A 14889-nucleotide genomic window follows, 5' to 3' on the forward strand; every position below is an offset into this window, starting at 1 on the left:
TCAGGCTCCTTATCTTATGGGTTAACCCCTGCCCTACCATTTCCTGCTTTCCAGCCGGATCTTGGTAAAAAGAATAAAGAGGGCGGTAAGGCTTAGGAAATAGATGAGGTCGCGGGTATCGATCACGCCCCTGCTCATCGATGTATAATGGGCATAAATCCCCAGGTTGCGGATCAGTAAATCGGCCTTGCCGAAAAGCTCAAGGGTATAGATCATTTCAAAGCCAATGAAAATAAATCCGCACAGGAAAACGGCAATAATAAAAGAAACGATCTGGTTTTCGGTAATAGAGGAAGCAAAGAGCCCGATGGCCACAAATGCAGCCCCAAGGAAAAGTAGCCCCAGGTAAGAACCCCAGACGCCTCCCATATCGAGATTGCCATGAGGCAGTCCAAAACGGTGAACAGTTATCACAAACACAATCGTGGGAATCAGTGACAACAACACCAATACCAATCCGGCAAAAAACTTCGAAAGGATAATACCCAGGTCGGTAATGGGCTTTGTCAGCAGCATTTCAATGGTCCCCGAGCGAATCTCATCGGAGAAAAAACGCATGGTGATGGCGGGGATCAGGAATAAAAAGACAAAGGGGCCCATGACAAATAAGCCATCGAGGTTGGCATAGCCTGCCCGCAGGATGTTGTAATCCGTCGGGAACACCCACAGGAAAAGACTGATGACAATAAGAAAGACCGCAATGACAATATAACCGATCAGGCTGTTGAAAAAGTTATTGATTTCTTTCTTGAAAAGTGTTAACATATCCTTTTATTGATCCGTATTAAAATCGATAGAAACGGTTTCGTTGAGGTACAGTCCTAGAAGTCCGGAAGCCTTACCGCGATTGATGGCAATTTCAAGAAATCCGGTAGAGCCAAACAGGGCAAGCTTTTCCCCCTCCACCACATCATCGTAAGACTGGGAAAGGCGGTCAATGCCACTTCCCAACGAACGAAAATTAATGGAAAAGGGTCTTCCCTTACCAACATTACGAAAAGTAGGCTGGTCAATGTTGACAAAAACATTTTCATAATCGTCAATGAAAATGATCTTGCCAATGATCTGGTTGGGATGTACTACCGGTCTGAACAGGATGCGTTCGTTCAGTTTGGTATGCGGGGGCCCCAGTTCGCTGAGGGCTTTACCCCCGGCAATCATTGAGGCCGCCCTGGCAAAGACATCGCGGGTGGAAAAAGTAAAGTAATCGCTGTCCTGCAAAATATCAATCTCCACCACCTCCTGGGGGTTGTGGTCAAAAAGCAGGGAGAAGATACCATTGTCGGACCCTATAAAATAATGCCCCTGATGTTTCACGGCGATATGGGGGCTCTCCAGGCCCCCTTCGGTATTGATGCCTACCAGATGAATGCTGCTCTCTGGGAAATGCAGATAGGCATTGCGGAGGACAAAACTGGCGTGCATGATATTGAAGGAAGGGATCTGATGAGAGATATCGACAATGTTCACCCCCGGAATGAGCTTCAGCAGCGTTCCTTTAACAGCGCCAACATAGTGGCTCCCAAGGCCCCAGTCGCTTGTGAGGGTAACAACAGTCATTCAAGGTCTTTTTTTAGCGCAGCAGATCGCGTATTGATGAAGGGGCAAAATTAATGGGCTTACCCGAAAATTCCCAAATTTATTGTTATTTTGCAGCAGTAAAAATACAGAAATAATATCAGCCCGTTGAATTTTAAAAAGGGCTTTTTAATAAATTATTTTCTGATAAAAAGGGACAAGACCGCCTTGTATGGGTGAAAAGACATTAAAACTGGAAGGCCTTCATCCGCCAGACATCTTCGGGCTTCGTGAAGAGAAGCTTCAACTGCTGCGAAACATATTTCCAAAACTTAAGTTGATAGCCCGTGGCGAAGACCTCAAACTCATCGGTGATGATGAAGAGATTCGTTATTTTGAACAGAAGTTCGGGCTGATGGTGAATCATTACGATCGTTTCAGCAAGCTCACCGAAGAGAACATCCTTGAGGTGATGGCCCACGAGGATGGAACCATTCGTGAGACTTCGGGCGAAAAAGAGGAAGGCGAGCTGATCCTTTACGGAAAGAACGGGATGCTGATCAAAGCCCGCACCCCCAACCAAAAGCGCATGGTGGAAAGCTTTAAGCGCCATGACATGCTGTTTGCCATAGGCCCTGCTGGCACCGGAAAGACTTATACTGCAGTAGCCCTGGCCGTCAGGGCATTGAAAAACAAGGAAGTGAGGCGCATCATCCTGGCGCGGCCCGCTGTAGAAGCAGGCGAAAACCTGGGCTTCCTTCCGGGCGACCTGAAGGACAAGCTTGACCCCTACCTTCAGCCCCTCTATGACGCCCTCCGCGATATGATTCCCCCGGCCAAGCTGGCATCTTATTTAGAGGAGGGCACCATCGAGATCGCTCCCCTTGCCTTTATGCGCGGACGCACCCTCGACAACGCTTTTGCCATCCTCGATGAAGCCCAGAACGCCACCGACAGTCAGCTGAAGATGTTTCTCACACGCATGGGCAAATCGGCCAAGTTTATCATTACTGGCGATATCACCCAGATCGACCTGCCTCGCAGTCAAGTTTCCGGCCTTATTACAGCAACAAAAGTCCTCAATAAGGTATCAGGTATCGATTTCATCTTTCTAAACGAGAAAGATGTGGTGCGCCATTCGCTGGTGACCAAGATCATTGATGCATACGAGCGAACTGCCCCCGCACCGAAAAAAGAAAAAGGAGAAAAAGAAAACAACCAAGCATAAACCAAAGTCCATTTTTTTATGAAAGCTGTAACCCAAACCCAGTTTCATTTTCCCGGGCAAACCGGTTTCTACAAAGGAAAAGTGCGCGATGTTTATACCATTGAAGACCGCCTGATGCTGATGGTGGTCAGCGACCGTATTTCGGCCTTTGATGTAGTACTCCCAAAAGGCATACCCTACAAGGGGCAGGTGCTGAACCAGATCGCCGCACGTTTTCTGGACGCTACTGCCGACATCGTTCCCAACTGGAAGATCGATACCCCCGATCCCATGGTCACCGCTGGCATCTTTTGCGAGCCCTTTAAGGTGGAAATGGTCATCCGCGGTTATCTCTCCGGACACGCCTGGCGCGAATACAAGCAAGGAAAACGCAGCATCTGTGGCGTCCCGATGCCCGAGGGGATGAAGGAAAACGACCGCTTCCCTGAACCCCTGATCACCCCTACCACCAAGGCCCTGATCGGGCACGATGAGGATATTTCGCGCGAAGAGATCCTTTCTTCCGGACTGGTTAGCGAAGAAGATTATGTGCAACTCGAGGCCTATACCCGCGCCTTGTTTCAACGTGGCACCGAAATGGCCGACGAGATGGGCCTCATCCTGGTGGATACGAAATATGAATTTGGGAAGGCCAACGGAAAAATTTACCTGATCGATGAAATTCATACCCCTGATTCCTCTCGTTATTTTTATGAGGAAAGCTATGCAGAGCGGCAGCAGGCCAGCCAGCCCCAGAAACAGCTTTCCAAGGAATTTGTCAGGGAATGGCTGATGGAGCGCGGCTTCAATGGGCAGGAAGGGCAAGCGGTTCCCGAAATGACAGATGAATTTGTAGCCAGTGTGTCCGACCGCTATATTGAGCTGTTTGAGAAAATTACCGGCGAAAAGTTCATGAAAACTCCGGCCGAAGACATTCTTAAGCGCATTGAGGAGAACTGCCTGAATTTCCTGGAAAACCAACAGGGGCATTCTTAAAACAACAAAACAGAAAAACCAGACGGGAAAAAACCGCCTCTGCAGGCAGTTTTTTCCCGTTTTTTATAACCCTTTGGGCCAAGCCTTCGTACAAACAATGAGATGTAAATAAAAAAGCCTTATTTTCCGGTTGTTTTCGCCCGGGTAAAAAGCTCCGGTGAAAACAGGTGTTTTATTCCACTTCTTAGCAAACAAAACGGATTCACAGGGATTAGGCAGGCTTTATATTTGCAATGATATTGTCAATCAGGTATTTGTAAATAATACATAGATGAAGAAACCGATATTCACTTTCGCCTCTGCATTGCTGATGTTATTTCCCCTGATTTTAAGCGGAACCCCACCCTTTGATTGCCAGATCACAGTTACGGGTGGAGAAACCAGCATCTGCCAGGGCCAGCCACTGGTGCTCATTGCCAGGGTTGATAAGGGCTTAAGTGAAACAGCAGGACATCAATGGGAGGCCGAAGGCAAGCTGCTTTCAGCTTCCGACAAGGCTTTTGTAAAGTTCGACACCAGTCATCCAGGTATTTTCAAGGTCAAATACTTTGCCATGGACCAGGAGGGGAACCAGGCGCAATGTGAGCTGGAAATAAACGTTGCAAGCTTGCCTTCGGTAGAGATTGTGGAAAACTTTGGGGTTTTTCAGCGGATTTTGTTCAAAAAACCCATGCTTAGCCTTCACATTAATTCAACGGAAAGTCATACCTTTCAATGGTTTTTGGATGAAGATGCCATACCTGGTGCCAACGGGTCTGAATTCAGACCCAAATCAGCAGGAAAATATCACGCAAGGGTCACAAGTCCGCAGGGCTGCAGGACCTTTTCGAAAGAAATAATCATAGAATGAAGCGTTTTTTGAAAAATAATCGCGAAGCAATGAAAAACCAGATTCGCCACGGTAACAAGAGAAGAATTTCCCGTCTTGGGATTTTTCCATTATTATACCTGCTGTTTCATGCGGGAGTATTAATGGCCCAGCCCATTACCGTCATCATACAAACACCCGATGGAGTGCGAGAAGTGTGCCAGGGTTCCGGCACCTTTATCCTTACTGCCTATGCGGAAGGAGGCAACCAGAATTTTGTGACATATGAATGGGATGCTGATCCGGGAATGCTTATTCCGGAGGGAGACTATGCCATTTTCAACAATGAGTTCTCTACCCCGCCCGGGGTTTATCCTGTCAGTGTCACCGTTACCGACAGTGAAGGCAACTCTGGTTCGGCTTCCATTAATATAACGCTGAAAGAAACCCCCATCGTTACCATCACGGCTGACGGGCCAACGACATTCTGTGACGGAGGTTCTGTAAATCTCATTGCCGACCCTGTCAATGGTTTCGATTTCATCTGGAGGCGCGGCAGTGTGGAGATACTCGACGCAACACAGCCCATTTACACGGCTTTTGAAAGTGGTAGCTACCGCGTAAGGATCATTGCAGAAAACGGATGTTTTAGTCTCTCTAATGTAATTCCGGTTACTGTTCATGAACTTCCTGACGTAACCGCCACCAATGACGGACCGGTGTGTGAAGGAGGCGACGTTCCATTACAGGGAGGTCCTAACGGAATGGTTTCCTATTTCTGGGCCAGCCCAGACAATCCCGGATTTACTTCTGCCGTGCAAAACCCACTCCTTGCAAATATCAGCCCGGATGAAGCTGGTGAATACATCCTCACGGTGACCGATTCCAACGGATGTGAGAACACTGCATCCACCTTTGTTGTAGTGGATGAAATCCCCGTAGCACCGTTATCGGCCAGTTCAAGCGACCCTATCGTCTGCAATGGCACCGAAGGCAACATGACCCTTACCGCCACAGGCGGAAGCGGACAGGTCCTCCGGTGGTTTACCGGAAGCTGCGGCGGGACCTTCATTGGCGAAGAAAATAACCTGGTGGTACCCATTCCGCCAGAAACCACTACTTATTATGTACTATGGGAATCTGGCGCCTGCGGGCAGTCGGCCTGCGCATCGGTTACTGTAATCGTTTCCGATCCCCCTGAACTAAGCATCACCAGTACACCCATCAGCTGTAACGGGGAAGAGGATGCCACTGCTACCGTCAATATTACGGGGGGCACACCTCCTTACACCATCCTCTGGAGCACAGGAGCCACAACCAATTCCATTGAAAACCTAGGGCCCGGAACTTACAGCGTTTCTGTAACTGATGCCGCTGGCTGTATTGTGAATGAAGAGATTACCATCGTCGATCCTGACCCCATAATCGTAACCATTACCAATGTGGTTCCTCCGCTTTGTTATGGTGAAGCCAGCGGCGAGGCAACAGCTTCGGTAGAAGGGGGAACCCCTCCATTTACCTATCTCTGGAGCGATGGCCAAACGACAGCCACAGCCACCGGTCTTGAGGCTGGCACCTATCAGGTGACCGTCTCGGATCTTGGGGGATGCACAGCCACAGCTTCCGTTACCATCGTTAATCCGCCTCAAATCCTCCTCCAGGTTATTGCCCTGAACAATGTGACTTGTTATGGAGGAAGTGACGGATCAGTAACCGTTTCGGCTTCAAACGGAACGGAGCCCTATACCTACGTTTGGGATCACGGCCCCACGGGACCAACGGCAGAGAACCTGGCTGCAGGCGATTATTTTGTGACGGTAACCGATCAGAATGGTTGCGAAGCCAGTCTGAGTATCCTGATTACCCAACCCGATCCCATTGAGGCCAATGCAGGCCCCGACCAGACCATATGCCTGGGGCAAACGGCTACACTGACCGCTTCAGGTGGAGATACTTACCTCTGGAGCACGGGAGAAACCACCGCCTCTATTGTCGTTTCTCCACTAGAAACAACGACTTATAATGTTACCGTATCTGATGAATGCGGCGAGGACACCGATGAGATCACTGTATTCGTTGAAGAGGGCCCCCTGGTTGACCTTGGGGAAGATATTACGGTCTGTGAAGGCGAAGAGGTCATCCTCGATGCTGGCTTCTTTGCCGACAGTGAGTATCTTTGGTCAACCGGTGAAGAAACCCAGACTATCACCGTTACCGAAGGCGGAACTTATTCGGTGATCGTCACCAATACTGAAAATGGATGCAGCTCGACTGACACCATTGAGGTGATCATTAATCCCTTACCACCTGCTGAAACCGGACCAGACCAGACCATTTGCCTGGGAGAAGAGGTGATCTTAGGGCCATCAGACCCAGTCCCCTCTCCCACCAGCACCTATCTCTGGACCAGCGTTCCCGAAGACCCCAGCCTGACGGAACCCACCATCTCCAATCCTACTGTTAGCCCCACGGTTACTACGGTTTATACGCTTGTTGAGACCTATCTTGACACTGGTTGTCAGAATGAGAATTCGGTAACCATCACCGTTGTGGGCGAGGCTCCCGACCCGGGTGAGGATCAGACCATTTGCCAGGGTGAATCTGTAACCCTTGGGCCGGAAACGCCTAACCCCGGAAGCACCTATTACTGGACCAGCAGCAATCCCGAAGAAGTATTTGACGACCAGGTGCCCAATCCGATGGTCACACCGCAAATCACTACGACATACACCATTCATGAGGTGGTTGGCGAATGTACCTTCTTTGCTTCCGTGACCATTACCGTTAATCCTGCTCCGGAAGCCGATGCGGGCACTGACAAGGATATCTGTTTTGGTGAAAGCGTGGTGATTGGTCCCGATGATTTTGAACCCAATCCCACCAGTACCTTCTTCTGGACCAGCGTTCCCGAAGATCCAAGCATCTCCGATCCGACCATTTCCAATCCAACGGTTAGCCCGGAGGTTACTACCATATATACCCTCACTGAGACCTATATCGAAACGGGCTGTTCGAAACAGAACAGCATTACCGTAACGGTTCATGAACTTCCCGTTGTAGTGATCGCCGAAGATACCGACATTTGTGAGGGCGAATCCATTGAAATTGGCGATCCAGATGCCCCTGAAGATTATTCCTATGTCTGGACCTCCGATCCGGAAGGTTTTGAAAGCACCGAAAGCAACCCCTCAGTCAGCCCGCAAGTTACCACCACTTATTATGTTACGGTTACCAGCGCCTTTGGCTGTGAGGCCAGCGGGGAAGTCACCATTACCGTTTACCCTGCACCAGTGGCCCAGGTATCGGACGACATTGTGTTCTGCAGCGAGTCAGAGATTGAACCCGTTTTCATCGGCGGGGATGCAGTGGAAGGCTATACCTACTCCTGGACCTCAGACCCTGAAGGCTTCACCTCATCCGAGGCAAATCCCCAGGTCCTGTATACCGGAACCACGCCCATCACCTATTTCCTCACTGTTACCAGCGAATTAGGCTGCACAGCAGAATATACCGTCACGATCTCATTATCTGACCTGATTCTTACGGTAGACAATCCCGAGATCTGTGATGACGAAGAAACCCTCTTCCTGGGCGGATTCATCACTGTGGAAGGCGGCAGTCAGCCTTATTATTATCAGTGGTTTGATGACCAGGCCAACCTTCTGGATGAGACCCCTGATTTCATTGCCGTAGCGCCATTCCTCGAAAATTACATCATAGTGGTCACCGATGCGGATGGCTGCATGCGTATGGAAACCATCCAGGTCATTCTGAAGCCATCGCCACAAGTGACCCTTGAGGTGGATCCTCCCGGTACCGCCTACTTCGGACAGACCATTACCTTTACGGCCGTTCCTGCCAATTACGACAACTATGAGTTCTTTGTGGATGGTGTATCGGTTCAGAACGGAACCTCTAATATATTCCGAAGCAGCGAATTAAAGAACGGCCAAGTCGTTTATGTGGTCGCAACCCTTGATGAGTGCACCGGACAATCCGAGCCCTATACGGTAAGCATCAGCGGGTTACCCAATGCCTTTACCCCTGATCAGGACGGCATCAATGACATTTTTGGCAAAGACCACGATCTCGTTATCTTTAACCGCTGGGGACAGGCCGTTTATGAAGGCACCGAAGGCTGGGATGGCACCCATAATGGCAACAATGTAAGCCCCGGAACGTATTATTACATCCTGGAAATCATTGACCACAACAACCAGAAAACATTACTGAAGGGTTCTGTCACGGTCATTCGCCACAGGGATTGATAAAGGTCTAAGCAGGGTGCAATGCAAAACCCAGCGAACCCGGGAATAAAAAAATAAACAGCATCAATTTGAGATTCAGCAAATAAAATGAAATATCCCAAGCAAATGAAAAAGATATTGATCTACGGGCTGCTGGTCCTTCTGGCCATGCCCCTCTCGGCACAAAGGGTGCTGAAGCTGCTTGAAGCCGGGGATGAACATTTTCGGAAAGAAGAATATACCCTGGCCAAGGATGCCTACGAAGCCATCCTGAAACGGGACCGCACAGCCAATATCCGGCGTGAGGTTTCTTTCAGGCTAGGACAGACCTACCGGCAAATGCTTAACTATGCAGAAGCCCGGAAATGGTACACCCTGGCCATGAATGTGGGTTACGACAACCCGGAGATTTATATGCACCTGAGTGAGATGAACCTGGGATTGGAAGATTTTGACCTGGCCATAGAATTTGCAAACCGCTACCTGGAAAAGGTTCCCGGAGACCGCTTTGGCCGGAAACTCCTTGAGTCAGCCAAGTTCAGCAAAGAAAACTACTTTAGAGAAACCCTGTTCGAGGTCGTTAATGAAAGGCCGCTGAATACCACAGGGCAGGAATGGGGTGTCGCCTTTTTCCCTGACGACCGCATCCTCTTTGCTTCGACCTATACTGAAACTGGCCGCCTCGACACCAGGACCGGGACAGGATTCTCCAGCATTTATGAATCAAAATTGAACCGCACCACCGGCGAATGGACCGAGCCAGCTTTGATCAAGGGCGAAATTAACACCGAATTCTACGAAGGCTTCCTCAACTACGATCCCGAAACCCAGACCGGTTATTTTATGAATTGCGGCGGACGTGATGGCACCAGGGAAACCTGCGACATCTACACGGCTAAATACAATCCGGAAACCAATACCTGGGGTGCTCCTGAACTTTTTTTTCTCAATAGCCAGCAACACAACATTGGCTATCCTTCCATCAGCGAAGACGGGCAGGTGTTGTATTTTGGCGCCGACATGGCCGGAGGATACGGGGGATATGACCTTTACAGGATGACCAAAGACCCCGAAGGAAGCAAGTGGAGCGAGCCCGTGAACCTTGGCCCTCAAATCAACACCAGTCTGAACGACGCTTATCCATATATTGCCGGAAACATCCTGTACTTTTCTTCCTTTGGACACCCGGGATTTGGCGGTTTCGACCTGTTTTATTCTGAAATAGATGAAGACGGTGATTTCACCAAACCTGTCAATATGGGCTCGCCCATCAACAGCAGCGCCGACGATTTTGGTTTCATCATCAACAAGGAATACACCAGTGGGTTTTACACCTCTGACCGCCCGGGAGGCGTGGGAAATGATGACCTGTATTCTTTCCGCATTATTTCACGCACCTTTGACCTGAAAGGCATCATTACAGATGCAGAGACAGGAGAACCCATGCCCGGTATTGAAGTCATACTTTATGGCGATAATGACAAGATCCTGAAAGTAAAATCCGACAGCGATGGGTTTTACCGTATTCCACAGCTCGATTCAGAAGTGAACTACATCGTCGAAGTGGTGGAAGATGGCTTCAGCCCCTTCTCCGAATCCCTTTCGGTCAAGGATAAGCTTATTGCCAGCCGCTTCCTGTCGGTACCCGAATTTGAAAAGAACGTAGCGATGAGCCCGGCTCCGATGTTGGCTGCCCGCACAGACGATGAGATTGGTCCTGATGGCAGCTTCCCCACCCGCCCGGCCATAACAGGTATTACCGAAGGGCTGCCCACAGTTCATTTCGATTTTGCACGTTTCGACCTGACGAGCTTTGCACAATTGCAACTCGATAGTGTACTTTCTTTCCTCGATACCCAACCCGGAGCAGGGCTGGTGGTCCACGCCCACACCGATGAGGTCAGCGGCTATCTGTTTAACTTCTACCTCTCGCAAAAACGGGCCCACAGCGTCATTGATTACCTCCTGAGCCGAGGCGTCAGCGAGGACCGGCTGTATCCCTTTGGCCACGGAAAGATGGACCTGGTGGTGGTCAATGCCAAAACTCCAGAAGAACACCGGCTCAACCGCAGGGCTACCTTTGAGGTGATCCCGATGCCCGACTTCAACACCTTCCTAGCCGACGCACCACGCCACAGTTTCCGTTACCTCAACTCCCTGGAGAAAGAGGCTCATTATGCCCGTGGCATTGAGTTCATGGTGCAGTTTGCGGCTACCCGCAACCCGGTCCACCCGCAATATTACCGCCGGATTATGGAAGCCTTCCCTGAAATGGATATTCTGTATTACTACGACATGGACCGCTTTCACCGATATTCAGTGGGGACGTTCAGACAAATGGATCAGGCGATGGATGTACACCGCCGCTTGCGCGAACTGGGATTTGATGCTTTTGTGGTAGCTTTCCGCGATGGTGAAAGGATCAGCCTGAGCGAAGCCAACCAATTGTTGCAGAATCAATAACCCGAATCGCTTTAATAGGACATTGCCTGCTTATAAACAAATGAACTTTTGGTCATGAAACGAACAGGTTTAAATCACATGAAAGCAAAAACAGAGCACTTCCTGCGAGTCGTGCGTGGCCATTTATTTAAAAGCTTTTTTGGCATGAAAAAGACCCTGGTATTCATCCTGGCCCTCACCCTTTCGGGAATGGCATCGTTCGCCCAGAACGATCCCAGTTTCAGCCAGTATATGTTTAATGAGAAGATCTTCAACCCTGCCTCCCTGCAGTTGACCAATACCTTCGACTTCTCATTGGTAGCCCGCCAGCAATGGATTGGCTTTGACAATGCACCCTCATCGCAGGTATTCAATGCCAGTTCCTATATCCAGGACATTTACGGCGGGCTGGGGATTAACATCATCAACGATAAGCTGGGTTATGAGAACTTCCTGACCATCCGGGCCAATTACGCTTTCCCTGTGCAGGTTGGCGTGGTATCACACCTGATATTCGGACTTGGCGCTGGTGTGGTCAACCGAACCATCGACGGCACACAACTGACTTACGAGGATCCTAACGATCCCAATGGATTGTTCACAAAGGAGACTTATACCAAGCCCGACTTCTCGTTCGGCCTGGAATATACCGACCCCAACCTCCGGATGGGCTTTGCCATCACACACCTTTACCGCTCAGTTGAGAATGCCGGCATTGACTATGCCCCCAGGCATTACTATATGTATGGAAAATACCGTTTCGACAATGTGTTCCCGAATGTTGACCTGGAGCCCTATCTGCTGATCAAAAGCAATCAGCGAAGCACCCAGTTTGATGTCAATATGATGGCCTATTTCAACAAACTGCTCTGGACCGGATTTTCCTATCGACTGGGAGATGCTGTGTCAGCAATGCTTGGTTATGCCATTAGTCCTGCCATCCGCGTGGGTTATGCTTACGATTATAGCATCGGGGTAAACCGCCGTTACAGCGGTGGCTCGCACGAAATCATGATCCAGGCGTCCCTTGGCGGATTTAATAAAGAAAGGGTTTCACCCAATACCCCCAGGATATTTAACTAACTCCTCCTTGCCTGAAAACCCTGAGGCTGTCACAGAAAAATTCCTGATGACAGCCTCTCTTTTTTTGCTCTGACGATAAATCCCTCGCTAAAAAAGTAAAGAAAAGGCTTGGCTGATATCATCCCCACGGCTTTCCGAAATTAATTTTTCTCATCCCATTTCCATACTACGCTCGGAGTTAATACGGAGTTTATTCGGTTTAAACCGAATAAACTCCGTATTAACTCCGTATTAACTATCTCCATGGTCCCTGAAAGCCCTGAAAATACTGGGAAAACAGACCAATCAAAATAAGCATTAACCCTATTATTTTGTATCTATTGAACTGGTTTTTGTATTTAATGAGAATATTCCCATAAATTCCTGTCTAAATTTCTTTTGAGACTAATTCTATTTTTCTATTTTTACCTGTAAATCAAACAGATCAGGTCATGAAAAAAGAAAGTAATCCCAAAAAAGGTACGGGAGACCCGAAAGGAACCCGGACGGTATTGCAGACCCGGATCATCGATGATGTCTTCACCGATGCCGTTGACAGCGTAAAACCCCGCTTTATAGTTGACATCGAAGCTTATGTAAACCGTTTATGGGAGGCTAATCCTGATATTTACAAGGTTTTAAAAGATGCTCCCTCACTGGAAGATGCCCGGGCAAGCCTGTATTCCTATCTGGAGAAGGCTGAGCGAAGGATCTTTGAAGTGGACAATGACCTGCACATCCTGGAGAAATCGACGGTCAGGGAGGCCATCAGGGTGTTTAAAAGCATTATCGGGCCAGTCAATGAATACAGGACTGGTGTATCAGCGCTAAACTTTCTTTTCCGGCTCGCAAAGGGAGAACTGGAAGCCCTGAAGCACGAGATTTCAGCTGGCTTTCTTCTTGAATTTATTAATCTGTTCAGGGGGGTGGATGGCCGTTCGAACATTTATTTTGAATCGAAGCAGGCCAAGAAAGGCATCCCCGATTTCCTGCAGATGGAAGGCCGGAAAGCCTCTGAGGTCAGGGCCGAAATGCTCAATGAGCTTTCGTCGAATATGAGCAAATATTTGCGTAAATATCCCAGCGGGCTCGAAGAAGAAGTCATTGCCTGGCGCAAAGCGAACCAGAAACGAATCATGCGTTATTTCAATGCCACAGAGGATGATTGGAACAATTACCAGTGGCATTTGAAACATGTGATCAAAGATGCGCAGCCCCTGTTTGATCTGATTGAACTCACCGAGGAACAACGGGAGGCCATTACCCTTGCTGCGAAAAACAAAGTGCCGTTTGGCATCACGCCTTATTATCTGAGCCTGATGGATAATAAGCTAAACATCGGTTATGATCACGCGGTTCGTGCCCAGGTGATCCCGCCACTGGATTATGTTCAGAAAATGGTAGAGAACCGCGAGAGCCGAGGTCTTCAGTTTGATTTTATGGGAGAGCATGACACCTCGCCCGTTGACCTTGTTACACGCCGCTATCCAGGCATCGCCATCCTGAAGCCTTACAACACCTGTGCACAGATCTGTGTGTATTGTCAGCGCAACTGGGAAATCGACCAGGTGCTCGATCCCCATGCCCTGGCAAAAAAGGAACACCTCCGGGCAGCGCTCGATTGGATGGATGAAAACCCTGCCGTGGGCGATGTGCTGATCACGGGAGGAGACCCCATGGTGATGCGCGATGAAACATTGCGGTCCATCCTGGAGGAGGTAGCAGCCAAAAAACATGTTTACCGCATCAGGATTGGCACCCGCACCCCCGTGGTCCTGCCCCAGCGTTTAAGCCAGAAAACCATCGATATGCTTGCTTCTTTTGTTGAATACGGGAAAAGGCAAATAAGTATCATTACTCATTTTGAGCATTCGTATGAGATCACCCCAGAGGCCATGAAGGCCGTGAAGCGCATCCGTGAAGCAGGGATGATGGTCTACAACCAGGAGGTGTTCACCGTGGAGAATTCTCGTCGCTTTGAGACCGTAAAACTTCGCCTGGATCTGAAGAGCATCGGGATTGATCCTTATTATACCTTTAACATGAAAGGCAAGGAGGAGACCAAAAGATACATGGTTCCGATCGCCCGGATACTGCAGGAGCGTAAAGAAGAAGCAAGGCTTTTGCCGGGCCTTGACCGTACCGACGAACCTGTCTTCAATGTTCCCAAGCTGGGCAAAAACCAATTGATGGCCTGGCAGGACCACCGCCTGGTGATGATCCTGCCCAATGGCGCCAGGGTGTATGAGTTCCATCCTTGGGAAAAGAACATTCAGCCCATCCCGCCCTACAACTATGTGGATGTGCCCATTTACGATTACCTGGAAGAGCTTGCAGCAAGGGGCGAGAACATCCGCGATTACCGCAACATCTGGTTCTACTATTGATTTTCGGGATCTGCAGGAAAAGAAAAAGCAGCTGGGGAAATGCGTACCTCAGCCGTAAATTTTTCTATTTATTCAACTTTTTCTGGAAATTCACCGGAAAAGTCAGGGCACATCCTGAAAGCATGTTACTAAGGCCGTCAGCATCGCAATCCCTCCTGCCGTAAAATCCAAAGCACTTTTTCTCATAAGGGAAAAATTGGATTATGATCTGTCCTTGAAATT

Annotated in this window: 9 protein-coding genes; 7 read left to right on the top strand and 2 right to left on the bottom strand. The window is 49.2% G+C overall.

Translation table 11 applies throughout. From position 1 onward, the window contains the following. Positions 1-33: 33 nt before the first annotated feature. On the bottom strand, positions 34-765 hold the full coding sequence (gene gldF, locus V2I46_07320) for a gliding motility-associated ABC transporter permease subunit GldF (GenBank protein ID MEE4177302.1): 732 nt from the start codon (positions 763-765) through the stop codon (positions 34-36). A gap of 6 nt (positions 766-771) precedes the next feature. Continuing rightward, positions 772-1560: an SAM-dependent chlorinase/fluorinase gene (locus tag V2I46_07325; protein ID MEE4177303.1), complete on the bottom strand. Its 789-nt coding sequence runs from the start codon at positions 1558-1560 to the stop codon at positions 772-774. Positions 1561-1750: 190 nt separating this feature from the next. Between V2I46_07325 and V2I46_07330 the strand changes: the two genes are divergently transcribed. The 7 genes from V2I46_07330 (at position 1751) to V2I46_07360 (ending at position 14667) form a co-directional block, all read left to right on the top strand. Further along, a complete protein-coding gene (locus tag V2I46_07330) occupies positions 1751-2746 on the top strand; it encodes a PhoH family protein (GenBank protein MEE4177304.1) in 996 nt (331 codons plus the stop codon). Between the two features lie 18 nt (positions 2747-2764). Next, positions 2765-3721 carry a phosphoribosylaminoimidazolesuccinocarboxamide synthase gene (locus tag V2I46_07335; protein MEE4177305.1) on the top strand — a complete coding sequence of 319 codons (957 nt, stop codon included), beginning with the start codon at positions 2765-2767 and terminating at the stop codon, positions 3719-3721. Positions 3722-3992: 271 nt separating this feature from the next. Further along, positions 3993-4571: a hypothetical protein gene (locus V2I46_07340; GenBank protein MEE4177306.1), complete on the top strand. Its 579-nt coding sequence runs from the start codon at positions 3993-3995 to the stop codon at positions 4569-4571. Further along, positions 4568-8797, top strand: coding sequence for a gliding motility-associated C-terminal domain-containing protein (locus V2I46_07345; protein ID MEE4177307.1), 4230 nt, complete (start codon positions 4568-4570; stop codon positions 8795-8797). Before V2I46_07340 ends, V2I46_07345 begins: the two co-directional genes overlap by 4 nt. 105 nt (positions 8798-8902) lie before the next feature. After that, on the top strand, positions 8903-11239 hold the full coding sequence (locus V2I46_07350; GenBank protein ID MEE4177308.1) for an OmpA family protein: 2337 nt from the start codon (positions 8903-8905) through the stop codon (positions 11237-11239). Between the two features lie 144 nt (positions 11240-11383). Then, on the top strand, positions 11384-12301 hold the full coding sequence (locus V2I46_07355; protein MEE4177309.1) for a type IX secretion system membrane protein PorP/SprF: 918 nt from the start codon (positions 11384-11386) through the stop codon (positions 12299-12301). A 431-nt stretch (positions 12302-12732) separates the two neighbouring features. Beyond that, on the top strand, positions 12733-14667 hold the full coding sequence (locus tag V2I46_07360) for a KamA family radical SAM protein (GenBank protein ID MEE4177310.1): 1935 nt from the start codon (positions 12733-12735) through the stop codon (positions 14665-14667). The last annotated feature ends 222 nt before the right edge of the window (positions 14668-14889 follow it).

Source organism: Bacteroides sp., assembly GCA_036351255.1.
Classification (GTDB): domain Bacteria; phylum Bacteroidota; class Bacteroidia; order Bacteroidales; family UBA7960; genus UBA7960.